The sequence below is a fragment of the Billgrantia antri genome (assembly GCF_019430905.1).
GTDB lineage: Bacteria > Pseudomonadota > Gammaproteobacteria > Pseudomonadales > Halomonadaceae > Halomonas > Halomonas antri.
Genome location: NZ_JAHYCA010000005.1, coordinates 197,431 through 220,044 on the forward strand (window position 1 = coordinate 197,431; position 22,614 = coordinate 220,044).

General features: G+C 66.7%; 20 protein-coding genes. 8 read left to right on the forward strand and 12 right to left on the reverse strand.

Going from position 1 to position 22,614, the window contains the following annotated elements; translation table 11 throughout:
- Positions 1-137: 137 nt before the first annotated feature.
- Positions 138-2,618: a catalase HPII gene (katE, locus tag KPL81_RS14520; protein WP_338035630.1), complete on the reverse strand. Its 2,481-nt coding sequence runs from the start codon at positions 2,616-2,618 to the stop codon at positions 138-140.
- On the opposite strand from katE, the gene KPL81_RS14525 reads away from it, so the two are divergent.
- The gene (locus tag KPL81_RS14525) at positions 2,539-3,219 is read left to right on the forward strand and encodes a hypothetical protein (RefSeq protein ID WP_240549293.1); all 681 of its coding nucleotides are present in this window, start codon (positions 2,539-2,541) and stop codon (positions 3,217-3,219) included. The two genes, katE and KPL81_RS14525, sit on opposite strands and share 80 nt — an antisense overlap.
- 90 nt (positions 3,220-3,309) lie before the next feature.
- Here the strand turns inward: KPL81_RS14525 and KPL81_RS14530 are convergent, their stop codons facing one another.
- Together KPL81_RS14530 and KPL81_RS14535 are read right to left on the reverse strand one after the other, a co-directional pair.
- Positions 3,310-3,552 (reverse strand): GlsB/YeaQ/YmgE family stress response membrane protein, encoded by a 243-nt coding sequence (locus KPL81_RS14530; RefSeq protein ID WP_209477444.1) that lies wholly within the window; start codon positions 3,550-3,552, stop codon positions 3,310-3,312.
- Positions 3,553-3,639: 87 nt separating this feature from the next.
- A complete protein-coding gene (locus KPL81_RS14535) occupies positions 3,640-4,194 on the reverse strand; it encodes a DUF924 family protein (RefSeq protein WP_209477442.1) in 555 nt (184 codons plus the stop codon).
- A gap of 81 nt (positions 4,195-4,275) precedes the next feature.
- On the opposite strand from KPL81_RS14535, the gene KPL81_RS14540 reads away from it, so the two are divergent.
- The 7 genes from KPL81_RS14540 (at position 4,276) to KPL81_RS14570 (ending at position 10,486) form a co-directional block, all read left to right on the forward strand.
- Complete coding sequence (locus KPL81_RS14540) at positions 4,276-4,467, forward strand: hypothetical protein (RefSeq protein WP_209477440.1); 192 nt, start codon at positions 4,276-4,278, stop codon at positions 4,465-4,467.
- Positions 4,468-4,562: 95 nt separating this feature from the next.
- The gene (locus tag KPL81_RS14545) at positions 4,563-5,561 is read left to right on the forward strand and encodes a GlxA family transcriptional regulator (RefSeq protein WP_209477438.1); all 999 of its coding nucleotides are present in this window, start codon (positions 4,563-4,565) and stop codon (positions 5,559-5,561) included.
- Between the two features lie 28 nt (positions 5,562-5,589).
- Entirely contained in the window at positions 5,590-6,768 is a 1,179-nt protein-coding gene (locus KPL81_RS14550) for an MFS transporter (protein ID WP_219792796.1), read from the forward strand.
- A gap of 26 nt (positions 6,769-6,794) precedes the next feature.
- Positions 6,795-8,186, forward strand: a complete 1,392-nt coding sequence (locus KPL81_RS14555) for a YcjX family GTP-binding protein (RefSeq protein WP_209477435.1) — start codon at positions 6,795-6,797, stop codon at positions 8,184-8,186.
- Positions 8,183-9,229: a YcjF family protein gene (locus KPL81_RS14560; protein WP_219792797.1), complete on the forward strand. Its 1,047-nt coding sequence runs from the start codon at positions 8,183-8,185 to the stop codon at positions 9,227-9,229. The genes KPL81_RS14555 and KPL81_RS14560 overlap by 4 nt, the downstream gene beginning before the upstream one ends.
- Positions 9,230-9,332: 103 nt before the next feature.
- The gene (locus KPL81_RS14565) at positions 9,333-9,773 is read left to right on the forward strand and encodes a universal stress protein (RefSeq protein ID WP_209477430.1); all 441 of its coding nucleotides are present in this window, start codon (positions 9,333-9,335) and stop codon (positions 9,771-9,773) included.
- Positions 9,774-10,027: 254 nt separating this feature from the next.
- On the forward strand, positions 10,028-10,486 hold the full coding sequence (locus KPL81_RS14570; protein WP_209477428.1) for a universal stress protein: 459 nt from the start codon (positions 10,028-10,030) through the stop codon (positions 10,484-10,486).
- Positions 10,487-10,542: 56 nt separating this feature from the next.
- Here KPL81_RS14570 and KPL81_RS14575 read toward each other — a convergent pair whose 3' ends face one another.
- From KPL81_RS14575 to ptsP, 9 genes are all read right to left on the reverse strand, one after another.
- Positions 10,543-11,664, reverse strand: coding sequence for an ABC transporter ATP-binding protein (locus tag KPL81_RS14575; RefSeq protein ID WP_209477426.1), 1,122 nt, complete (start codon positions 11,662-11,664; stop codon positions 10,543-10,545).
- A gap of 38 nt (positions 11,665-11,702) precedes the next feature.
- Entirely contained in the window at positions 11,703-12,581 is an 879-nt protein-coding gene (locus tag KPL81_RS14580; RefSeq protein ID WP_219792798.1) for a carbohydrate ABC transporter permease, read from the reverse strand.
- A complete protein-coding gene (locus KPL81_RS14585) occupies positions 12,574-13,506 on the reverse strand; it encodes a carbohydrate ABC transporter permease (RefSeq protein ID WP_219792799.1) in 933 nt (310 codons plus the stop codon). The genes KPL81_RS14580 and KPL81_RS14585 overlap by 8 nt, the downstream gene beginning before the upstream one ends.
- 80 nt (positions 13,507-13,586) lie before the next feature.
- Positions 13,587-14,858, reverse strand: a complete 1,272-nt coding sequence (locus KPL81_RS14590) for an ABC transporter substrate-binding protein (RefSeq protein ID WP_209477421.1) — start codon at positions 14,856-14,858, stop codon at positions 13,587-13,589.
- A 111-nt stretch (positions 14,859-14,969) separates the two neighbouring features.
- The gene (locus KPL81_RS14595; RefSeq protein ID WP_219792800.1) at positions 14,970-16,457 is read right to left on the reverse strand and encodes an ATP-binding protein; all 1,488 of its coding nucleotides are present in this window, start codon (positions 16,455-16,457) and stop codon (positions 14,970-14,972) included.
- Positions 16,454-17,176: a response regulator gene (locus KPL81_RS14600; RefSeq protein WP_219792801.1), complete on the reverse strand. Its 723-nt coding sequence runs from the start codon at positions 17,174-17,176 to the stop codon at positions 16,454-16,456. Before KPL81_RS14600 ends, KPL81_RS14595 begins: the two co-directional genes overlap by 4 nt.
- Positions 17,177-17,315: 139 nt before the next feature.
- The gene (locus KPL81_RS14605; RefSeq protein ID WP_219792802.1) at positions 17,316-18,113 is read right to left on the reverse strand and encodes a Cof-type HAD-IIB family hydrolase; all 798 of its coding nucleotides are present in this window, start codon (positions 18,111-18,113) and stop codon (positions 17,316-17,318) included.
- Between the two features lie 183 nt (positions 18,114-18,296).
- Positions 18,297-20,024 (reverse strand): N-acetylglucosamine-specific PTS transporter subunit IIBC, encoded by a 1,728-nt coding sequence (gene nagE / locus KPL81_RS14610; RefSeq protein ID WP_219792803.1) that lies wholly within the window; start codon positions 20,022-20,024, stop codon positions 18,297-18,299.
- On the reverse strand, positions 20,021-22,576 hold the full coding sequence (ptsP, locus tag KPL81_RS14615; protein WP_219792804.1) for a phosphoenolpyruvate--protein phosphotransferase: 2,556 nt from the start codon (positions 22,574-22,576) through the stop codon (positions 20,021-20,023). The genes nagE and ptsP overlap by 4 nt, the downstream gene beginning before the upstream one ends.
- Positions 22,577-22,614: the final 38 nt, after the last annotated feature.

Below are 22,614 nucleotides of genomic sequence, written 5' to 3' on the forward strand. Positions count from 1 at the left end.
GCAGGCGCTTCATTCGTAGGATAGCCGTAATGAGCGAAGGCGAGGGCTAGGCCCACTCCCTGCGGGCCAACGCATCTCCCACATCCATGTGGGTCACAAGCGAAATCTAACGCCATATCGCCGAGCGTAGTAGGCTATCAGGCCGGCATGTCGTTGGCCTTGGGGTCCCGCGACCACACCCGATGCTGCCCCATGGCCTCACGCAATGGGGTGAAGACGTCATCGACCTTGGCGCCGGTCAGCACGCCCTCCTCGCCGGTGGGCACGTCTGCCGCATCCAGCAACAGCTTACCCTCGCCCACGGCGGCAATCGCCTTGAGATGCTTGTAGGCCTCCTGCACGTAGTAACGTCCCTGCCCCGACCGGGTCAGCGTATCGACACTACCACTGCCGCCGGGCACGACAACCGCATCCACCGCGACCGAGGGCATGCCGTTTAGCATGGCATCGGGTGTCACACTCGCCCCTCCTGCTGCCTTCACCGGCGCCATGCTCGGCGCGATCACCATGCCCTGGGCGCCTTCCGCCTGAAGCTTCTTCTTGAGCGCCTCGACCTGATCGCCATCGACGCCATCGGCCACCAGGATCGCCACCTTGCGATACTGGACGTTCCCCGGCAGCCGAGCCATGAGGCTCAAGGCAGGCGATTCCAGCTGTGAACTCTTGCCCAGCTCCTCTGGCGGCGCCGGCTTGGTGCTCGGCGCCTCGATACCATGGTTCTCGCCGACCCGGCGCGCCAGCTCGAGATCGATATTGGGCAGGATCTCCTTGATCATCCGTTCGCGGATCCAGGGACGCTGCACCTTGGAGAGTTCGAAGGTGTAGGCGGCAATGATGTGCTCCTTCTCCACCTCGGTCTGGCTGTTCCAGAACAGCGTGGCCTGGGAGTAGTGATCGCCGAACGAGGGGCTGCGAGAACGGATCTTGTGCGCGTCGATGCGTTCCTGGTAGGACTCGAAGCCGCCGTTCTCCGACGCCGCCGGGGTCTCGCTGGGCCAGCCACCGTCGATGGAATTGGGCTCATACGACGCTTGCCCCTTGTTGATGGTCTGGCGGTGCATCGAGTCGCGCTGATTGTTGTGGAACGGGCAAACCGGCTGGTTGATCGGGATCTCGTGGAAGTTAGGCCCGCCCAGGCGCAGCATTTGAGTGTCGAGGTAGGAGAACAGCCGCCCCTGGAGCAGCGGATCGTTGCTGAAATCGATCCCCGGCACCACGTGGGCCGGGTTGAAGGCGACCTGCTCGGTCTCGGCGAAATAGTTGTCCGGATTGCGGTTGAGCACCATCTTGCCGATCGGCGTGACCGGCACCTGTTCTTCGGGAATGATCTTGGTCGGATCGAGCAGGTCGAAGTCGAACTTGTGCTCGTCCTCCTCCTCGACCACCTGGATACCGAATTCGTACTCGAGGTAGTCGCCGTTCTCGATGTCCTCCCACATCATGCGCCGGTTGAAGTCGGGGTCGCGCCCCCATAGCTTCTGCGCCTCGTCCCAGATCAGCGAGCAGGTGCCGGCCAGCGGCTTCCAGTGAAACTTGACGAAGCGCGCCTTGCCCTGCCTGTCGATCAGGCGGAAGGTGTGCACGCCGAAACCTTCCATGTTGCGGTAGTGGCGCGGGAAGGCGCGATCGGACATGGTCCACAGCACCATATGGGTCGATTCAGGCATCAGCGAGACGAAGTCCCAGAAAGTGTCGTGGGCCGACTGCCCCTGGGGGATCTCGTTGTGCGGCTCGGGCTTCACCGCATGCACGAAGTCGGGGAACTTGATCGCATCCTGGATGAAGAATACCGGCATGTCATTGCCCACCAGGTCCCAATTTCCCTCGTCGGTATAGAACTTGGTGGCGAAGCCGCGCACGTCGCGCACCGTGTCGTTGGAGCCACGCGAGCCCTGTACGGTGGAAAAACGCACGAAGACCGGTGTCTTCTTGTCGGGGTCCTGGAACAGGCTCGCCTTGGAGTACTGGGCAGCATTCTCGTAAGGCTGAAAGTAGCCGTGCGCCGCAGCGCCACGGGCATGCACGATGCGCTCGGGTATGCGTTCGTTGTCGAAGTGGTTGAGTTTCTCGCGGAAGATGAAGTCCTCGAGCAGCGTCGGCCCTCGCTCACCCGCTTTCAGCGAGTTGTGGTTGTCGGCGATTCGCGTGCCGTGGTTGGTGCGCAGATCGTGTCCGGTGGCATCGCTGCGGTACTTCTCGAGGTTGTCCGATTTGCTGTTCTCGTGGGTCTTGAAGTGGGTATCGTTGGGCTTGCCGCCGTTGGGCGTGGTATGGGGATTGTTCGCCATGCTCTTGCTCCTTTCGCCAATGTGGTTCCCTCCTCCCTCGCGTACGTGGCGTTCCGCCTTGGCCCGTCGGTCGGGAATTTTGCGCTCCGCCTGAAAGGTAGTCCCGCCTCCGAGCGCCGCCAATCGCGGCAGACTATGGCAACAAAAGAAAACATTAATCGGGTTATCTCCGGCCCGGTGCCGGTCGATACTGGTTAGCCGAACGCGGCGGTGCATCGCCACGAACCCTGGCAAACCGAGGAGCGAGTCGATGAAAGGGATGACGACCACTGGCTTGATCGCCCTGTGTCTGGTGGGCACGACCCAAGCGTATGCGCAGGACAGCCGCATCACGCTGGGTGCGGTTGCCGGGACTGCCGGCGCGGGCGCCGACCTGGCCTGGCGCTTCAGTGAACGTCTGGGCGTCTCCGCCCGTTACACCGGCGGGCTGGATTGGAATACCGATTACCGCACCGATGACGTCGACTACGAGGGTGACGTGAACTTGGCGGCAAGCAAGCTGACGCTGGACTACTACCCCTTCGCCAGTGGGTTCTTTCTCAGCGCCGGCCTCATGCTGCCGGATATCGATGCCGATGTGGTGGGACGCCCACGCGGCACGACCTACCAGTTCAACGGACAGGAATATTCCGCCGATGCGCTTGGTACCTTGCACGGTACGGTGACTCTCGCCGATGGCGTGCAGCCCTACGCTGGCCTGGGCTGGCGTCAGTCGCATCGCAGCGGCATCGGCGTGTTCGCGGAGGTCGGCGTGATCCCCACCGACCCGGACGTGTCGCTGAGAACCTCGGAAGGATTCGAGAATGCGGACAATCCGCTATCGGCCCAACTGCGCCGCGAGATTCGCCAGGAGGAGCAGCGGCTCGAAGGCGACGCCGAAGAGTGGCCGGTCTACCCGGTAGCCGTCGTTGGCGTGAGCTATACGTTCTAGAGGTCCTGCGAGAGCGGCCTCGCCCTCCACGATGCAAACGACTCGGCCCGGGCTAATGCCCGGGCCGAATCCATTCGTCCGTAAGCGCAGCTAGGATTTTCGCACCTTGGCGATGACCCATAGCAGCACTACCGCTCCCACCGTGGCCGTGACCAGCGAGCCGATGAAACCGCCGGCCTCGAGGCCCAGCAGGCTGAACAGGAACCCGCCGACCAGGGCGCCGACGATCCCCACGCCAATGTTTCCCAGTATGCCGAACCCGCCGCCGCGCATGATGTTGCCGGCGATCCAGCCGGCCAGGCCTCCAATGATCAGCCATGCGATGATGCCCATTAGCACTCCTCCTCTCCTTAGTGGTGCTTCCTGTCGTGCTTGGCATCTTCGATGATGCCTCAGGTTACTCATGGGGAAAAGCGTAGCTCAGAACGACGAACCCGGCTCCGTCAGGAATGCCAGCTCCTCCGCGCTCGACTCGCGCCCCAGAATGGCATTGCGGTGCGGATAGCGACCGAAGCGCAGCAGGATGTCGCGATGCAAATATTCGAAGCGCAGGTTGTCCTCGAGCCCGGGCTGGTCGAACAGGCGCAGTGCCTCGTCATGAACCTTGAGTGACTCGCTGTGCATGTAGGGCATGTAGAGAAAGCTGCGCCACGTCACGTCGAGATCGCCGTCCAGCCCCTGGGACACGGCCTCCTGGGCCAATACGAGCGCCATGGCATCCTGGGCGAAGGCCCGGGGATCGTCACGATAGAGATTGCGCGAGAACTGGTCGAGCACCAGGATCTCGGCCAGGCGTCCCCGGGGCGTAGCGCGCCACCGCCACAGTTCCCCCGCCGCTGCCGCATCGTGCAGCGCGGCAAAGCGTCGACGAATCGCCTCGTCGAGTTCGGCATCCTTGCGAAACCACTGGACGGGTGCCAACTCCTCGAACCAGAAGGCGATGACTGCATCGCAGCCCGGCAGCGTCTCGTTCATGTCGTGTCCTCGTCGTTTGCACTCCTGTTAGCATGCACTTGCGTTTCGTTTTTTTCATCCACCCTTGGTCCGGGAGATGCCATGACCCCCTTGCTCGGCATGTTCACTTTTGTCTTCAACCTGGTCGGGCTGGTCATTTGCCTGGCTGGGCTGACCCTGGCCCAGCGTCGGGGTAAACGCCAGCAAGCGCGCTGGCCGGGCCACGTCCTGGCCGGATTCGGTTTCCTCATCGCCACCACGCCGATCTGGTCGCAGTGGCTGCTGGCCGAGTGAAACGAGAGGCAATGTCCTGATCGGTGGGATATTGGTCATTGTGGACATCGCTCGTTCGCAGGAAACTGACACGACACCTCACGACAGGGCTCGTCATGCCACGCACCGTCGTCATCCTCGCCTATCCGGACTGCCAGCTGCTGGATGTCAGTGGGCCCTGGCAGGTCTTCGCCTCGGCCAACGATCTGAGCGGCGCCCCTCTGTATCGTCTGCATCTTGCCGCCGATGCGCCGGGCAGGGTGATGACCAATGGCGGTTTGCCGCTGCTGGCCGACACCGGGTGGCGCGACATCTCGACGCTCGGTCCGGTGGATACGCTGCTCATCGCCGGCGGCCGCGGCGTCATGGCTCAGCAGCAGCGTTCCGAGCTGCTCGACGCCCTGCGCCACCAGGCCCGGCAGGTCCGCCGGCTGGGCTCGATCTGCACCGGGGCATTCCTGCTCGCCGAAGCCGGCCTGCTGAACGAGCGCCAGGCCACGACTCACTGGCGGCACTGCGACCGGCTGGCCCGCGATTACCCCAAGGTTCGCGTCGTGCCGGATGCGCTCTACGTCGAGTCGGGCGGGTGCTTCACCAGCGCCGGGGTCACCGCCGGCATCGATCTGGCCCTGTCGCTACTCGAAGCAGACCATGGCGGCGCCCTGGCGGGGCAGGTCGCTCGTGAGCTGGTACTGTTCCTGCGGCGCACCGGGGGGCAGTCCCAGTTCAGCGAGATGCTGCGCAGCCAGAACCGCGCCCAGGGTGCGCTGCGAAAACTGCTCGACCGGATCCACGCCGACCCCGCCGCACCCCACCGCCTGGAGACACTGGCGGAAGCGGTCGGGGTCTCGCCGCGTCACCTGTCGCGGCTGTTTCGCCAGCAGCTGGCCACCACACCCGGCGCCTACCTGACCCGCCTGCGCCTGGAGCAGGCCCGCCAGGCATTGCTGGTCAGCGAGCGCCCGCCGCCGCTGGAGCGGCTGGCACGGCAGTGGCAACTGGGCGGCGCCGAGCAGCTGCGGCGGCTGTTCCAGCGTCATTACGGCGTTTCTCCCACTCTGTATCACCAGCGTTTTGGCCCGGGAAGCCAGGTGTCGACACACTCTACCTCATGACGATGGCTCAACTGCCCAGGAGACTGCCATGCCTTTCAATGTGATGCTGCTGTCGCTGTGCCAGGCGCTGCTGGTGAGCGGAAACATCCTGCTGATCGCAGTCTCGCCGCTGATCGGCGCACGCCTTGCGCCCGATCCGGCCTGGTCGACTGCGCCGGTCGCCACCCAGTGGCTGGGGCTGATGTGCGCCACCATTCCCGCTTCGCTGATCATGGCGCGGCTAGGGCGCAAGCGCGGCTTCCTGCTGGGCAACCTGCTGGGGCTCGCCGGCGTGGTCGTGGCCGCCCAGGCCCTGGTCAGCGAGGCCTTCTCGCTGTTCATGCTGGGCACCTGGCTGATCGGTATCGGTATCGGCTTCGGCCAGCTGTATCGCTTCGCCGCGGTGGAGGCGGCGCCGCTGGCCCTACGTGACCGCGCCATTGGTCTGGTCATGGGCGGCGGCGTGCTGGCCGCCTTCTTCGGCCCGTGGCTGGCCCGCATCAGCCGCGAAGCGGCCGTAACTCCTTTTCTCGGCAGCTTCCTCGGCCTGGGGGCGCTCTACCTGGTAGCCCTACTGGTGCTGCTGGCCACCCGGCTGCCACCACCCGAGAAGACCCATGGCGACGGCCAGCCGCGACACCTCGGCGAAATCGTGCGCCAGCCGGTATTCGTCGTGGCGGTGCTCTCGGCGCTGATCGGCTACGGCGTGATGAACCTGGCGATGACCGCCACGCCATTGGCCATGTCCGGCGCCGGCCACCACTTCAACCATGTCGCTACCACCATCCAGTGGCACGTGCTAGCGATGTTCCTGCCCTCGTTCGCCACCGGGCACCTGACCGCTCGCTTCGGCGCGCCGCGCATGATCGCCGCAGGCTGCGTGCTGCTGGCGGCAAGCGGTCTGGCCGCCCAGGTCGAGGCCGGCGTGGCGGGCTTTCATTTTGCCCTGATCCTGCTCGGGCTGGGCTGGAACTTCACCTTCCTGCCCGCCACCGGGCTGCTCACCGAGGCCTACCGTCCGGTGGAGAAGGCGCGCACCCAGGCCGCCAACGAGTTCCTGGTCTTTTCTACCGTGGCCGTCACCGCCCTGCTGGCCGGGCCACTGGTCAACCTGCTCGGCTGGACGTTGCTCAACGCCCTGCTGGTGCCGCTGTCGCTGGTGCCCATCGCGCTGCTGGCCTGGCAGCGCCTTGCCAGACGCCGCCAAGACCCTCACATTAGCGGCTGACACTGCCGTGAAGGGATTCCTCGCCAATGCGCCAGCCGCTCACCCGGGAGCTGACCAACCTGATCGAACGCGGCCGCGACCGCCAGCTTCGCCTGGCGGTCACCGGGCTCTCGCGTTCGGGCAAGACCGCCTTTCTCACCTCGCTGGTCAACCAGCTGCGCCATGCCGGCCTCGAGGCCCGGCTCGACCTGATGCCGGCGGCCCGTGACGGACGCCTGCTGGGCGCCCGCCGGGTCAGTCAGCCCGACCTGGGCGTACCGCGCTTTCCCTACGACCAGGCGATGGCGGCGCTCGATAGCGTGCCGCCGCGCTGGCCGGAGCCAACCCGCGGCATCAGCGAGCTGCGTCTGTCGATCCGCTACCGCCCGGCCAGGCGCGCCTGGCTGCGCAGCGAGACCGCCGAGCTGAGCCTCGACCTGTTCGACTACCCCGGCGAATGGCTGCTCGACCTGCCACTGCTGGGCCACGACTACCTGGGCTGGAGTCGCGCCACGCTGGCCGGCGCCGGCGAACAGCGCCGCGCCCTGCTGGCCGAATGGGAAGGCATCGCCGCCGGGCTCGACCCGGCTGCCGAGGCCAACGAGGCCGAGCTTGCCGACATCGCTGCGCTCTATGCGCGCAGCCTGCAGGCCGCCCGCGAGGCGGGTTTCGCCAACCTTCAGCCGGGACGCTTCCTGCTACCCGGCGATCTCGAAGGCGCCCCGGTGCTGCAGTTCTTCCCGCTACCGGCGCTGGCCGATGCCGACGAAAAGGAGCTGGCCAGGCTGCCCCCGGAAAGTGTCTACGCCACCCTGGCGGCACGCTTCCACCACTATCAACAGCATATCGTGCGGCCGTTCTACCGCGACCACTTCCGCCGCTTCGACCGCCAGATCGTGCTGGTCGACGTGCTCGGCGCGCTGAATGCCGGCCCGGAACGCTTCGAGGACCTCTCCCAGGCGCTCACCACGCTGATGCAGAGCTTCGATTACGGCAAGCGCAGCCTGCTCTCACGGCTGTTCGCGCCGCGCATCGACAAGCTGGCGATCGCCGCCACCAAGGCCGATCACGTCACCCCCGAGCAGCACGCCAAGCTGACCGCCCTGCTCGAAGCCCTGCTGGCCGAACCGCTGCAGGACCTGCGCTATGCCAACGTGCCGGTGAAGGCGCTGTCGCTGGCGGCGATCCGCGCCACCGAGGCGCTCGAAGTCGCGCAAAAGGGGGAACACACACCGGCCCTGCGCGGCACGACCCTGGAAGGCGAAGAGGTTCTGGTGTTTCCCGGCGAAGTGCCCGCCCGGCTACCGGAGGCCGATTTCTGGGCTCGCCAGGGGTTCGACTTTCGCGCCTTCCGCCCCGCCCCGCGGGAGGACGGCGCGCTACCTCACATCCGGCTCGATGCTGCCCTGGACTGGCTGATCGGAGACAAATTGCAATGAACGACCGCCGCCACGATCCGCAGGGCGACGACCCGCGCCCGGCTCGCCGCTTCACCCTCGACGCGCCCGAATCGACGCCGCAGGAGGCGCCGCGCCCACGCCTGGATTTCGACAGCCAGTTGCCCACGCGCCCCGTGGAAGCGCCTACGCCAAGCCGCGCCGAGCGCGACTTGGAAGCAAGCCTCGGCAAGCCGCGCAAGCGCCGCTGGTGGCTGTTCGGCCTGCTCGGCGGCGGCATCGCCCTGGGCACGGCCGAAATGGTCGTACGTCTGCCCGAGGCACTGCTCGGCGGCGATTGGCTCAGCGGCGGCTGGCACCTGCTGGGGATAGCCGCCATTGCCCTGGGCGCCGGCGCGCTCCTGCGCGAAGCGTGGCGGCTGCGCCGCCTCAAACGCCACGACGCCCTGCGCAGCCGGCTGGCCGAGTTGCCTCAAGCCGATGCCAAGCAGGCACTCGGGCTGGCGCGGGTGCTCAAGCACCAGCTCGGCCTCGACGACGACCATCCTCACTGGCAGGCCTTCCTCGCCGCCCGCGAGCCGTATCACGGCGGCGCGGAAGTGCAGCAGCTGCTGGCGCATCACCTGCTGGCCCCGCGCGACCGCCAGGCACGGCGGCTGATCTCGCGTATGGCCGGCGAGACGGCGGTGATGGTAGCGGTAAGCCCGCTGACGCTGGTCGATATGTTCCTGGTGGCGTGGCGCAGCCTAGCGATGATCGACCGCATCTGCCGTCTCTACGGGCTCGAGCTGGGCTATGCGAGTCGGCTGCGCCTGGTGCGCAACGTGCTCTACCACATGGCCTTTGCCGGGGCCACCGAGATGGCCGGCGACGCCGGCATGGAGCTGCTGTCGCTGAACCTGGCCGGACGTCTTTCGACACGTGCCAGCCAGGGGATGGGGGTGGGCCTGCTCACTGCCCGCCTGGGCCTGCGCACCCTGCGGCTGACCCGGCCACTGGTCTTCGCCGAGGGGGAGGCACCACGCATGGCCGACCTGCGCAGCGAGCTCTGGCAGCAGCTGATACGGCTGGAGGAAACCAAGTAACGGAAAGGAGATCGGACAAAAGCTTGACCTTGGTCATGACGTTTCGGGCGCAACCGGCTACGCTCGCTGATAACTCAGTTAAACAGCGAACCAAGGACCTGTGATGTACAAATCGATTCTGGTGCCCGTCGATGGCTCCGAAGGTGCGAAGAAGGCGCTAGATGTCGCCTGTCAACTGGCCAACCAGGCCGACGCCACCCTGCACATTCTGCATATTCCCGAGGAGCTCGCCCACGAGACGACGCTGGTGTGGGGTATCGGCGCCATCGCCATCGAGGCATCGCGCCAGGAGCGAGAAGAGATCGGCAAGCAGGTCGTCGACAAGGCCGCCGAGGCCGCACGCGCCAACGGCATCCAGCATGTCGAGACGGTGGTCGGCCAGGGCGACCCGGCCCGCACTATCATCAGCGAAGCTCGTCGTCGCGGCGTCGAGGCGATCGTCATGGGCAGCCGTGGCCTGAGCGACCTGCGCGGACTGGTGGTGGGCAGCGTCTCCCACAAGGTCAGTCACGTGGCCGAGTGCACGGTGATCACCGTACGCTGATCTTCCCCCAGCCGGACGCCGCTCGGCGCGCTCGGCCTGCCACCCAGCGACTGAACCCGAGCATTGTGGTTCACCAAGGGCGAGGCACCGCAAAGAGCCGATCTGCGCCGCGAACTCTGGCAACGACTTCGAAAGTCGGAAGAGACCAAGTGAATGACGGCAATCGACCAGGCGTTTGACGCCGGTCATGACGTCACGCGTGCAAGGGGCTAGGCTCGGGGTATCCACCCCCTACCCCGGATAAGGAAAGTGTCATGTACCAATCCATCCTGGTTCCCGTCGACGGTTCCGAAGGCGCCAAGAAGGCTCTGGATGTCGCCTGTCAACTGGCCGGCAAGGCCGATGTCACCTTGCATATCCTGCACATCCCTGAGGAGCTCACACACGAGGCGACGCTGGTTTGGGGCATCGGCGCCATCGCCATCGAGGCGTCGCGCCAGGAGCGACAGGAGCCACGGGCTCGCCAGGATATCGGCAAGCAGATCGTCGACAGGGCAGAGAAAGCGGCCCGTGCCAAGGGCGTGACCCGCATCGAGACGATCATCGGCCGCGGCGACCCGGCTCGCGCCATCGTCAGCGAAGCCAAGCGCCGCGGCGTCGAGGCCATCGTCATGGGCAGCCGCGGCCTGAGCGACCTGCGCGGGCTGGTGGTGGGCAGCGTCTCGCACAAGGTCAGTCACATTGCCGAAAGCACCGTCATCACCGTCCGCTGAGTGACCTGCCGTTGGCCGCCAGCCCCTGGACAGGGCAGACGGCCATTCGCATCGGGTCAAGCCAGACGCTGCTCCGTTTCGCGATCGAACAGCACCGCACGAGCCATGTCGATGCGCAGCGCCAGACGCTCGCCTGCCGCGACCCGACACTTGGGCCCGACCCGGGCCGTCGCTTCGCCCTCGCCAAGCTTGAGCTGCAGCAGAATATCGGCCCCGGTCGGCTCGACCACGGTGATGCGCGGCGATAGCAACACGCCTTCGGCATCGTCGCCGAGTCGCACGTCGTCCTCGGCGAAGTGCTCGGGGCGCAGCCCCAGGATCACCTCTCGTCCCACCTGACCGGCCATGGCCGGCGTCTCCCGCTCCTGCGGCCAGGGCAGTTCCAGGTTCTCCTCTCCCGGCGTTGCCACGCGCAAAAGGTACCCCCCTGGTTCGCCATCCAGGGTGGCACCGATGAAGTTCATCGACGGTGAACCCATGAAACCGGCCACGAACAGGTCCACCGGGTTGTTGTAGACCTCGTCGGGAGAGCCGAGCTGGAGGATGCGGCCATCGCGCATCACCGCGATGCAGTCGGCCAGGGTCATGGCCTCGATCTGGTCGTGGGTGACGTAGACGATGGTGGTACCCAGGCGCTGGTGCAGCTTCTTGATCTCGGTGCGCATGTCCACGCGCAGCTTGGCGTCGAGGTTGGAGAGCGGCTCGTCGAACAGGTAGACCTTGGGCTCGCGGGCCAGCGCCCGCCCCATGGCGACGCGCTGGCGCTGGCCGCCGGAGAGCTGCGAAGGCTTGCGCTCGAGCAGGTGCGAGATCTGCAGCAGGTCGGCCACCCGCTCCACCGCCGCCTCGCGCTCGGCCTTGGGCACCTTGCGCATCTCCAGGCCGAAGCTGATGTTCTGACGTACCGTCATGCTCGGATAGAGCGCGTAGGACTGGAACACCATGGCGATGTCGCGCTCCGCCGGGGTCTGCCAGGTGACGTCCTCGCCGGCGATGCGGATCTCGCCGGAGGTGACCGGCTCGAGGCCGGCGATGGCGTTCATCAGCGTCGACTTGCCGCAACCCGAGGGGCCCACCAGAATCAGGAACTCACCGGAGTCGATCGCCAGGCTCACGTCCTTGAGCACCCGCTCGCTGCCGAAATTCTTGCATACGTTGTTGATTTCAAGCGCTGCCATATCCAAAACCTCTTGATTGTTCTGTTGCTCAGAGGGCCTTAGCCTTTGACCGAGCCTGCCGTGAGCCCACGCACGAAATACTTGCCGGCCAGTACGTAGACGATCAGCGTGGGCAGCGCGGCGATCATCGCTGCCGCCATGTCGACGTTGTACTCGCGCGCCCCGGTGGACGTATTGACCAGGTTGTTGAGTGCCACCGTCACCGGCTGGGTGTCGTGGGCCGAGAACGCCACGCCGAACAGGAAGTCGTTCCAGATCTGGGTGAATTGCCAGATCACCGAGACCACGATGATCGGCGCCGACACCGGTAGCAGAATGCGCCAGAAGATGCGGAAGAAACCGGCACCGTCGAGCTTCGCCGCCGATACCAGCTCGGTCGGCACCGCCACGTAGAAGTTGCGGAAGAACAGCGTAGTGAAGGCGATACCGAAGACCACGTGGACCAGAATCAGGCCCGCGCGTGAGCTCGACAGCCCCAGCCAGCCGAGCGTTTGCGCCATGGGCAGCAGCACCACCTGGAACGGAATGAAGCAGCCGAACAGCATCAGCGCGAAGAGCAGCTCCGAACCCTTGAAACGCCACTTGGTCAGGGCATAGCCGTTGAGCGCCCCGATGATGGTGGAGATCAGCACGGCCGGCACCACGATGGCGATGGAGTTGAAGAAGTAGACGCCCACGCCTTCGCAACGCATGCCGGTGCAGGCTTCGCCCCAGGCCTTGGTCCAGGGTCCCAGGGTCGGTTCCTGCGGCAACGAAAGCAGCGTGCCGGGAGTGATCTCGGCCAGCGGCTTGAGCGAGGTGACCAGCATCACTGCCAGCGGCAGCAGGTAGAACAGTGCCGCCAGCAGCAGCACGGCATAGAGCAGGGCCCGGCCCAGTCGCGCTCCGAAGGTGCGACGTCGAATCACGTTATCCATGGCGGCGGTTCCTCAGCTCGGAGTAGAGATAGGGAATCAGGATCGCCAGCACACCGCCCAGCATCAGCATGGCGCTGGCCGACCCCAGCCCGATCTGCGCCCGGGTGAAGGCATGGGCGTACATGAAGGTGGCCGGCAGGTCGGAGGCATAGCCGGGGCCGCCGTTGGTGAGCGCCACCACCAGATCGAAGCTCTTGATGGCGATGTGCGAGAGAATCATCACGGCGCTGAACACCACCGGGCGCAGGCAGGGCACCACCACCCGCCAGTAGATACGCGGCAGGCTGGCACCGTCGAGCTGGGCGGCCTTGAGAATGCTGTCGTCGATGCCGCGCAGCCCGGCGAGGAACAGCGCCATGACGAAGCCCGAGGCCTGCCACACCGCGGCAATCACCAGCGTATAGACGGCCATGTCCGGATCGACCAGCCAGTCGAAGCGGAAGTTCTCGAAGCCCCAGCCACGCACCATGGCCTGGATGCCGAGGCCGGGGTTGAGCAACCATTTCCACACCACGCCGGTGACGATGAATGACAGTGCCATGGGATAGAGGTAGATCGTGCGCAGCGCGCCCTCCTGGCGAATGCGCTGGTCGAGCAGGATGGCGAGCACCAGCCCCAGCGCCAGACAGATGGCCACGAACATGCCGCCGAATACCACCAGGTTGGTCGAAGCTACCCACCAGCGGTCGTTAGCCATCAAGCGGGCATACTGGGCGAAGCCGACGAAGTCGTAGCTGGGCAGCATGCGTGAGCTGGTCAGCGACAAGATGAAGGTCCACAGCATGAAGCCATAGACGAAGAACAGCGAGATGGCGGCCGACGGTGCCAGCACCAGCTTGGGCAGCCAGGCCTGAAGCAGGCCTGCATGGCTGCGCCGGGCACCGGGACCAGCGGCCGGACGCACCGCGGGAGTTGACAGGGACATAGCGGGAAACCTCGGGCGTGAACGACGTGCTACTGGAACGGACCTGCCGCGGCAGGCCCGTCCCGCTTTGCTGCTGCGGATTACAACGCAGCCTGGGCGGCATTCACCATGCGCCGGGCAGCCTCTTCGGCAGCCATGTCACGCGAGTTGAAGTAGTTGGTCACCACATCGAAGATGGCGCCTTGGACGTCGGCGCGCACGGCCATGCCGTGAGCCATGCTGGGCACCAGGCCGCCCTCCTCGGCGGTACGCTGGAAATCTTGCATGGACTGCTGCGCACACTGGTCGAACTCACTCATGTCGAGGTCGGGGCGGGCGGGAATCGAACCCTTGGCCAGGTTGAAGGCCTCCTGGAAGGTCGGCTCCAGCACCAGGCGTGCCAGGGCCTGCTGAGCCTCACGCTCCCCGTCCTCGACACGGAACATGGCCAGGCTGTCGATGTTGAAGGTGAAGGCATCCTGGGTGCCCGGCGCCGCGGCGCACAGGTAGTCCTCGCCGGCGGTAAGCCCGGCGGCGGTGAACTCGCCCTTGGCCCAGTCGCCCATCAGCTGCATGCCGGCATCGCCGTTGATCACCATGGACGTGGCAATGTTCCAGTCGCGGCCCGGCATGTCGTCGTCCATCAACTCGCGCAGACGCTTGAAGGTCTCCAGCGCCTCGATCATCTGTTCGCTGCCCAGGGCCTGCTCGTCGAGCTCGACCATGGTTTGCTGGTAGAACTCGGTACCGCCGGTAGCCAGCAGCACGGTTTCGAACACGGTGGCGTCCTGCCAGGCCTGGCCGCCGTGGGCCAGCGGCACGTAGCCGGCCTCGCGAATCGCCTCGCCGGCCGTGAACAGTTCATCGAGGGTGGTGGGCATCTCGACCCCGGCCGCCTCGAGCACCTCGGGGTTGGCCCACAGCCAGTTGACCCGGTGCACGTTGACCGGCACCGCGACGTAGCTGCCATCGTGACGCATCACCTCGGCAACGGTCGGGGGCAGCAGTTCGTCCCAGCCCTCGGCATCTGCCACCTCGTCGAGTTCACCGAGCAGGCCGAGCTCGCCCCACTCCTGGATCTCCGGTCCCTTGATCTGGGCCGCCGACGGCGGATTGCCGGACATTGCACGGGACTTGAGCACGGTCATGGCAGTTTCGCCACCGCCCCCGGCCACGGCGAAATCCTGCCAACCGTAGCCTTCCGCCTCCATCAGCTCCTTGAGTACGTTGGCCGCGCGGGCCTCACCGCCCGAGGTCCACCAGTGCAGCACCTCCACCTCGGCGGCATGCGCGCTCGCGAAGGTCAACGAAGTTGCCGCGGCGGTAGCCACGACGAGGGCCGTTTTCTGGAACGAGGTTTTGAACGTATACATCGGCATGCTCCTGCTGTTGTTATTGACGCCGGCTTCGACCGGAGTGTCATAACGCTAACCGAGAGCCGCCCGCGGTAGGGTTACCTAGTCCTACAAAGTATTGAGCAAATATTACAAGGCCGTAACATTGCTCGGGCGCGGCAGGAGAAGCGTGACCTCGAGCCCGCCCTCCGGGTGATTGGCCAGTGCGATCTCCCCTCCCATGGCCCGTGCGATATGCCGCGAGATGCCGAGCCCCAGCCCACTGCCGCCGGTATTGCGGCTGCGCGAGGGCTCGAGGCGTACGAAGGGCGAGAAGACACGCTCCATCTGCGCATCGGGTATTCCCGGCCCGTGATCGCGAATCACGATCGCCACCCGCTGCGGCGAATCGTCCAGCGTCACCTCGGCGCGCCGGCCGTAGAACACGGCGTTCTCCATCAGATTCGCCAGGCAGCGCTTGAACGCCAACGGTTTTACCGGCAGTACCTCGGCACGCCCCGAGATGCTCACCCGTCCCCCCTGGAGTGCCAGCTCACCGGCAAGCTCCTCCAGCATGGCTCGCGGATCGACCGGCTCCACCGCTTCGTGCAGGTCGAACCCTTTCACCGAGGCCAAGGCCCCCTTGACCAGAAGGTCAAGTTCGTCGAGCGAGGCGCAGAAGCGCTCGCGCTGCAGCGGATCCTCGAGCATCTCGGCGCGCAGCCGTAATCGCGTAATGGGAGTCTTGAGATCGTGTGAAATGGCCGAGAACAGCCGCTCGCGCTCCTCGACCTGGTCGCGAATTCGCTCCTGCATGCGGTTGAACGCCGAAGCGGTGGCAACGACCTCGCGTGGGCCGGTCTCGCGCAGCGGCGGCGCGTCGAGGTCATCGCCCAATTGAAGCGCCGCCCGCGACAGCCGCGCCAGCGGTCGCGTCACGCTGCGAATGCCGAGCAGCGACAGGCCGATCACCGTCAGCAGCACCATCAGGCTCGCCAGCAGCCGCTCGCCGGAGAGCCAGCGATACTCGTTGAACAGGTCGGGCACCGGTAACAACGTGGCCACGTAGAGCCAGGTCTCGGGGCCGAGCTCCATCTGCACCACCAGTATCGGCGGCGACAGCGGCTCCATCAGCAGGCTGTGCTGACCCCAGCGCGGCGGCAGGTCGTGCAGCAGTACCTCGTTGTTGTACACGCGCAGGGTCTCGGGACGGGAGAATTCCACCAGCACGTCGTCGATGTTCAGCTCGCGGGTCAGGATCTCGCGGAAATTGTCCACCACCAGCGTCTTCTCCCGCCCCGAGCCGATGTCTTCCACCGGAATGCGACGCTCGTTGACACTGACGAAGAAGCGCGTGCCGCCCATGTTGCGCAGCTGGTCGAGCACGATATGGCGGTATTCATAGGGAAGCGAACGAAAGAAGCGCATGGTCGAGGCCACGCTGTAGGCCACGTTGCGCGACAGCTCGTCGAGCTGTTCGAGCTGGCTGGAGCGCACCTGGGAGGTCCATACGGTATAGCTGGCCAACTGGGCGGAGAGCACGCCGACGATCATGATCAGCACGAAGCGACCGCGCAGCGTGCGCGGCAGCAGGGGCACCAGGCGTCGGCGCCAGCGCTTGAAATGCCGCTCGCTCACGTCAGCGCTTCGACCCGGGCGGTGAAGACGTAACCGGCCCCGCGCACGGTGCGGATCAGCTGATGGTAGTGGGTATCCTCGCCCAGGCGCTGGCGCAGCCGGCACACATGCACGTCGATAGAGCGGTCCAGCGGCGGTGCCGGCCGGCCACGGGTCAGCTCGTACAGCGCCTCGCGCGACAGCACCTGCTCAGGGTGCTCGAGGAAGACCTGCAGGAGCTGGAAGTCGGCACCGGAGAGCGGCGTGCGCGTCTCCCCTTCATCGATCAGCTCGCGGGTCATGCGGTCGAGACGCCAGGGCCCGAAGGCCACCAGGCGCGCCCGGGCCGGATCGCCGGCGACCCCGCCCCGGGCCCGGCGCAGCACCGCCTTGATACGCGCCAGCAGCTCGCGCGGATTGAACGGCTTGCCCAGGTAGTCGTCGGCGCCCAGCTCCAGCCCCAGGATACGATCGGTCTCGTCGGCGCTGGCGGTGAGCATGATGATCGGCACGTCGCTGGCGCGGCGAATGTCGCGACAGATGGTGAAGCCGTCGTCGCCGGGCAGCATGATGTCGACGATGAGCAGGTCGGGGGCTTCGCCTGCTACCAGGCGATGCAGCGCCTCGGCATCCTCGGCGGCCAGGGCACGATAGCCATGGCGTCCGAGGTAATCGACCAGCAATTCGCGGATCTCGGGGTCGTCGTCGACGACGATCAGGGTGGCAGGCGTAGTCGTCATCGTCTTCCGATGGCAGAGGCGCTGCCTGGGCAACGCCGTGAATCGTTGTCGTTATGGGCTCGATGATGGGCAAGCCGGATCGGCGCGGCAAGGGCCCCTATACCATCGTCGCAGCATCGACCCGACCCAGAGGGCCGACTCAGAGAGAAAAGCGCTGCTGTAGATGCCTGGCCACGGCCGTCTCGGCATGGTGGCCGATTCGCCGTGCCACGGGCACCCGCTGGGCCAGTTCGGGGTGCGCATTGGCCATCACGTGGGCCTCGCCAGCCAGGCTCAACATCTCGGTGTCGTTGAGGTTGTCGCCGAAGGCCAGACAGCGCTCGCTGTCGATCCCGAGCGCAACGAGGAGCGCTTCCAGCGCCGTGCCCTTGTTGACGCCTCCGGCCATGATTTCGAGTGAATTGACCGTGGAGTAGGTGACGTGCAGGCGTTCACCGTGGTTCGCGCGCACCTCGGCCTCGAGCCCTGCCAGCCGCTCGGGATCGCCGATGTAGAGCACCTTGCCGACCCCCTCCCCGTCGAGGCTCGCCGGCTCGACCACACGATAGCCGAATCCGGTATGAGCGTGGTAGGCCAGCAACCGCGGCGCAGGGGCATCGATCAGCCACTCGTGTTCAAGGTAGAGATTGAGGCGCACGCTGTCGTGGCGCTCGAGCGCGATCAGCTCACGCGCCAGCTCGGCCTGGAGATGACGCGAGGCCAGCAGCTCGCCGTCGGGGCCGTGCAGGTAGGCGCCGTTGGTGCTGATCACATGAATCGGCACGCCCAGCCGCTCGCGGAAGGCCAGCATGTCGCGGAAGTGGCGCCCGGAGGCGAAGGCCAGATGATGCCCCTGCTCGGCCAGCCGGCGCAGGGTCTCGATGGTCTCGGGGTGCAGGTCGTGATTGGCATCCAGCAGGGTGCCGTCGAGGTCGGAGACGATCAGGTGAGGGGTCATGGCGTTCCATTGCATCGAGTCACGCATATGAGGCTAACGCAGGCCATGCCGTTTGCCCAGAGTCGCTCACGACTCGCCTGGCTTCATCATGCTTGAACGAGACCGGGCCGGACGGTCGTGGCGTCCGGCCTTCGTGCCGATGCCAGGCAATGCCTGCCGCTGCCCAAAGAGAGCCAGGCAACATCAGGCAAGCCTTGGGCGATTTCCCAGCGCGCTGGCCACGGCAGCGGCCCTGGGACCGAGCACCAGATGCCAGACATTGCCTCCCAGGGCCTGGGTGCCCTGGCACCCGAGTCGCTCGAGCAATGCCTCATCGAGATGCTTGCCGTCGGCGAGTTCGACGCGCAGGCGAGTCCGCGCCAGGGCCCCGAACCCACGCAGGTTGGCCTCACCGCCCAGGGCGGCCAACCAGCGGGCGGCCTCTTCGCGCGACAGCGGTGCAGCCGCTGCTTCGGCAGGCTTCGAGGCCCCCCCTTCATTGGCCTTGTGTGCGACCGCAACCCCGCCCTCCTTGGCCGTCGCCGCGCGAATCTCGTCGGCAACGCCATCGGCGATGGGCCCCAGGATGACCTGTAGGCCTCCGCCGCGAAGCCGCATTACCCCACGCGCGCCCAGACGCTTGAGCGCTTCCTCGTCGATGGCGTCCGGGTCCTCCAGCACCAGGCGCAGGCGAGTGGTACAGGCACCGATGCTGCTCAGGTTGCCCGCCCCGCCGAGGGCGGTGACGAAGGCGGGGCCGCGCTCGCTGGACGCGGAGGAGTCGCCGGCGGCGGGCGCTGTCGTCTCGGGCTCGCGGCCCGGCGTGGTCAGGTGGAAGCGAGCAATGGCCCAGCGAAATGCGCCGTAGTAGATGGCGAAGTAGGCCAACCCCACCGGCAACAGCATCCAGCCGTTGTTGGACAGGCCATAGGAGAGAGCGAAATCGAAGGCGCCCGCCGAGAAGGTGAAGCCCAACTTGACGTCGAGCCAGTGCATCAGGGCCATCGAGATGCCGGTGAGCAGCGCATGCATGAGATAGAGCAGCGGCGCCAGGAACATGAAGGTGAATTCGATGGGCTCCGTCACCCCGGTCAGGAACGCAGTAAGCGCCAGCGACAGCAACAGACCGCCCACCTGGGCACGCCGCCCCTTGGGCGCGGCATGGTACATGGCCAGGGCAGCCGCCGGCAGACCGAACATCATCACCGGGAAGAAACCGGCCATGAAGCTTCCTGCCGTCGGGTCGCCGGCAAAGAAACGGTTGAGGTCGCCGCTGGCCAGCGTGCCGGAGGCCGACTCGAAGCTGCCGAAGACGAACCACACCAGGCTGTTGAGCACATGATGCAGGCCGGTCACGATCAGCAGACGGTTGAGCGCTCCATAGACGAACAAGCCCAGCTCGCCGGCATCGATCAACCATTTTCCGAGCGCATCGATACCCTGCTGTACCGGAGGCCAGATAAAACCGAAGACGACCCCCAGCACGACCGCCGCCAGCCCCGTGGCGATGGGCACGAAACGTCGACCGCCGAAGAACGCCAAGTAGTCGGGCAAGCGTATCGCCTTGTAGCGGTTGTACAGCAGCCCCGCCACGCTGCCGATGATGATGCCGGACAGCACCCCCATGTCGATGTCCGGGTTGAGCGAGGTCAGCACCGCATCGAGCACCAGATAGCCGACCACGCCGGCCAGCCCAGCGGCACCGTTGCTGTCGTCGGCGAAGCCGATCGCCAGGCCGATGGCGAAGATCAGCGCCAGGTTGGCGAAGATGGCTTCGCCGGCGCTGGCGACGAAGGCGATGTCCAGCAGGTCCGGCTGGCCCATGCGCAGCAGCAAACCGGCGATCGGCAGCACGGCGATGGGCAACATGAGGGAGCGTCCGAGCTTCTGCAGCCCGGCCATGGTCCAGGCACCCATGTCGGTCGTCTTCATGACGGTAACCTCTCGGTGATCGTTGTTGTGGTGTCTTGCTGCGCTGTCTGCCAGCTCGTCAGGCGGGCGCGCACGGCCGCGGCATCCGTCAGGCCCAGCAGGGCCGGCAGCTCCGCCGCCAGGCGGCCGGCATCGAGTCGCCGAACGGCCGCCTTGACGGCAGGCACTCGGGCAGGCTCGACGGAAAGCTCGTCGACACCCAGGGCAACCAGTACCAGCGACGCCAGAGGATCGCCGGCGGCAGCGCCACAGACGCCGACTGGACAGCGCCCGGCAGCGCCTTCAACGGTGGCCTGGACCAGTTTGAGCACCGCGGGGTGCAGCACGTCTGCCCGCGCCGCCAGGTCCGGATCCTCGCGATCCATGGCCAGGGTGTACTGGGTCAGGTCGTTGGTGCCGATGGAGAGGAAGTCCGCTTCCTCGGCCAGGCTGGCTGCGCACAGGGCGGCACTCGGTACCTCCACCATCACGCCCAGCTGGGGCCGGACGGTCAGGCCGAGTTCCTGCGCCACACTATCGAGGTGCCGGCGCACGGCCACCAGCTCGGACACCTCGCTCACCATCGGCAGCATGATGCGCAGCGATCCGAGCGGCTCGACCCGCAGCAACGCCCTGAGCTGGGTTTCCAACAGCTGTGGCAAGCGTTGCCAGAGGCGCACGCCGCGCACCCCCAGCGCCGGGTTGGCGACCGCGGGCAGCGGCAGGTACGGCAGCTGCTTGTCGGCGCCGATGTCGAGGGTGCGGACGATGACCGGCTTGCCGCCCAGGGCGCGCATGCTGGCCTGGTACTCGTGGGCTTGGTCGTCCTCGCCGGGAGCCGCGGAGCGCTCGAGAAAGAGGAATTCGCTGCGCAGCAGACCGATGCCATCGGCACCGGCTTGCGCCGCCATCTCGGCCTCGTCCGGCGAGCCCACGTTGGCACACACCTCGACCCGACGCGCGTCAAGCGTGACCGCCGGCAGGTGGGCGGCCCGCCGCTCCTCCTCCACCTGATGCCGCCGGGCTGCGAGAGAGGCCTCCACCTCGGCCAGGCGAGCCGCAGACGGCGACATCTCGAGGCGTCCTCGCTCGCCATCGAGCACCGCGCGCTCGCTGCGGGCTCGATCCAGCGCGGCGCCCATCGATACCAGGCAGGGAATCCCCCGGGCCCGGGCGAGAATCGCCACATGCGCCGTGGTGCCACTACGCGCCAGGCAGAGACCGGCGGGGCGACGCCCGGCCAGCGCCACCAGCTGCGACGGCGTCAGCTCGTCGGCCACGACGATGGCCCCCTCCGGCACTGCCGCCTCATCTTGCTGTCCAGGCTCGGCAAGCAGCGCCATGACGCGCTGCTGCAAGTCGCGCAGGTCGGCAATGCGGCCCGAGAGCAGTGCATTGCCACTCCCGGCGAGCCGCTCGGCCTCGTCATCGAGCGCCTCGCGCCAGGCCTGGCCGGCGCTGCGTCCGGCGCGTATCGCGGCGAGCGCAGCCTCGGTCAGGGCAGGATCCTCGAGCCAGGCCCGATGGGCGCCGAAGATCTCCGCCTCGCCGTGCTGACCTTGCCGAGCGGCCTGAGCCTCGGCCTGTGCCAGGGCCTCCCCCGCCCGGCTCAGAGCCTGTTGCAACCGCGGCCACTCCGTCGCCTCGCCCTCTCCTTCTCGCGGTACCCTGGGCAGCGGCGGGCAATAGGCGACCAACGGTCCCACCGCCAGCCCGGGGCCGGCCACCAGGCCCGCCAGCTCCCCTTCACCCAAAGGCCCGTCGTCAGCCACGGCCTGGCTCGGCACGGTATGGTCGTCGGCCTCGAGGGTGGTCAGTAGCGCCTCGACCGCCTCCAGGGCGGCTTCGGCCCGCTCGCCGCGGGCCGTCACGTTCAACGCATCTCCCTCGACGAGCCCCAGGTTGAGTAGTGCACTGATGCTGTCGGCCTCGGCTGTGCCGCCGCCGTGCTCCACCGTCATGCTGACATCGTGGCGTCGGGCAATATCTCGCAGCCTTGCCGCCGGTCGCGCATGCAGGCCGGCACGCAGGGCCAGGGTGAGGCGCCGGGTTGCCGTGGGGCCTGTCGCGTCACGCGGCGCCGTTACCGCAACGGTGCTCACCTCTTGCGTCAGCTCGAGCAAGGGCTCACCGCGCACGACACGGGCACCGCCAGCGTGGCTGGGCTTTGCCAGTCGCCAACCGTCGGCGGCCGTCACGATCAGCGGCGTGATCAAGGAGCTGGCCCGCCGCGCAACGCGGTCGGCGTCGAAGCGGCACAGCGGGGCGCCGGTTGACACCCGGTCGCCTACGGCAACCAGCAGCTCGATGCCCTCGCCACCCAGCTCGACGGTGTCGAGGCCCAGGTGGAGCAGCAGCTCCACGCCCGCTTGCGTCTTGAGGGTCACCGCGTGGCGGGTCCGGGCGCACTGGACCACCTCGCCGTCACAGGGGGCGTAGAGACACTCATCGAGAGGATCGAGGGCGATGCCATCGCCCAGGACACCGTCGGCGAACACCGGGTCCGGTATTTCGCCGAGGGGGACCACGACGCCATCGACGGGCGCGTGCAGGATCAAGGGAGAGGCGCTCATGAAGTTCTCCACTCATTGTTATTGGGGCAGCCAGCGCG

Bases quoted from the DNA above. Each gene is read 5' to 3' on its own strand.
- KPL81_RS14525 (WP_240549293.1), top strand. From the start codon at position 2,539: ATGAAAGGGATGACGACCACTGGCTTGATCGCCCTGTGTCTGGTGGGC.
- katE (WP_338035630.1), bottom strand. From the start codon at position 2,618: ATGCGGCTGTCCTGCGCATACGCTTGGGTCGTGCCCACCAGACACAGG.
- KPL81_RS14530 (WP_209477444.1), bottom strand. From the start codon at position 3,552: ATGGGCATCATCGCATGGCTGATCATTGGAGGCCTGGCCGGCTGGATC.
- KPL81_RS14535 (WP_209477442.1), bottom strand. From the start codon at position 4,194: ATGAACGAGACGCTGCCGGGCTGCGATGCAGTCATCGCCTTCTGGTTC.
- KPL81_RS14540 (WP_209477440.1), top strand. From the start codon at position 4,276: ATGACCCCCTTGCTCGGCATGTTCACTTTTGTCTTCAACCTGGTCGGG.
- KPL81_RS14545 (WP_209477438.1), top strand. From the start codon at position 4,563: ATGCCACGCACCGTCGTCATCCTCGCCTATCCGGACTGCCAGCTGCTG.
- KPL81_RS14550 (WP_219792796.1), top strand. From the start codon at position 5,590: ATGCCTTTCAATGTGATGCTGCTGTCGCTGTGCCAGGCGCTGCTGGTG.
- KPL81_RS14555 (WP_209477435.1), top strand. From the start codon at position 6,795: ATGCGCCAGCCGCTCACCCGGGAGCTGACCAACCTGATCGAACGCGGC.
- KPL81_RS14560 (WP_219792797.1), top strand. From the start codon at position 8,183: ATGAACGACCGCCGCCACGATCCGCAGGGCGACGACCCGCGCCCGGCT.
- KPL81_RS14565 (WP_209477430.1), top strand. From the start codon at position 9,333: ATGTACAAATCGATTCTGGTGCCCGTCGATGGCTCCGAAGGTGCGAAG.
- KPL81_RS14570 (WP_209477428.1), top strand. From the start codon at position 10,028: ATGTACCAATCCATCCTGGTTCCCGTCGACGGTTCCGAAGGCGCCAAG.
- KPL81_RS14575 (WP_209477426.1), bottom strand. From the start codon at position 11,664: ATGGCAGCGCTTGAAATCAACAACGTATGCAAGAATTTCGGCAGCGAG.
- KPL81_RS14580 (WP_219792798.1), bottom strand. From the start codon at position 12,581: ATGGATAACGTGATTCGACGTCGCACCTTCGGAGCGCGACTGGGCCGG.
- KPL81_RS14585 (WP_219792799.1), bottom strand. From the start codon at position 13,506: ATGTCCCTGTCAACTCCCGCGGTGCGTCCGGCCGCTGGTCCCGGTGCC.
- KPL81_RS14590 (WP_209477421.1), bottom strand. From the start codon at position 14,858: ATGTATACGTTCAAAACCTCGTTCCAGAAAACGGCCCTCGTCGTGGCT.
- KPL81_RS14600 (WP_219792801.1), bottom strand. From the start codon at position 17,176: ATGACGACTACGCCTGCCACCCTGATCGTCGTCGACGACGACCCCGAG.
- KPL81_RS14605 (WP_219792802.1), bottom strand. From the start codon at position 18,113: ATGACCCCTCACCTGATCGTCTCCGACCTCGACGGCACCCTGCTGGAT.
- nagE (WP_219792803.1), bottom strand. From the start codon at position 20,024: ATGAAGACGACCGACATGGGTGCCTGGACCATGGCCGGGCTGCAGAAG.
- ptsP (WP_219792804.1), bottom strand. From the start codon at position 22,576: ATGAGCGCCTCTCCCTTGATCCTGCACGCGCCCGTCGATGGCGTCGTG.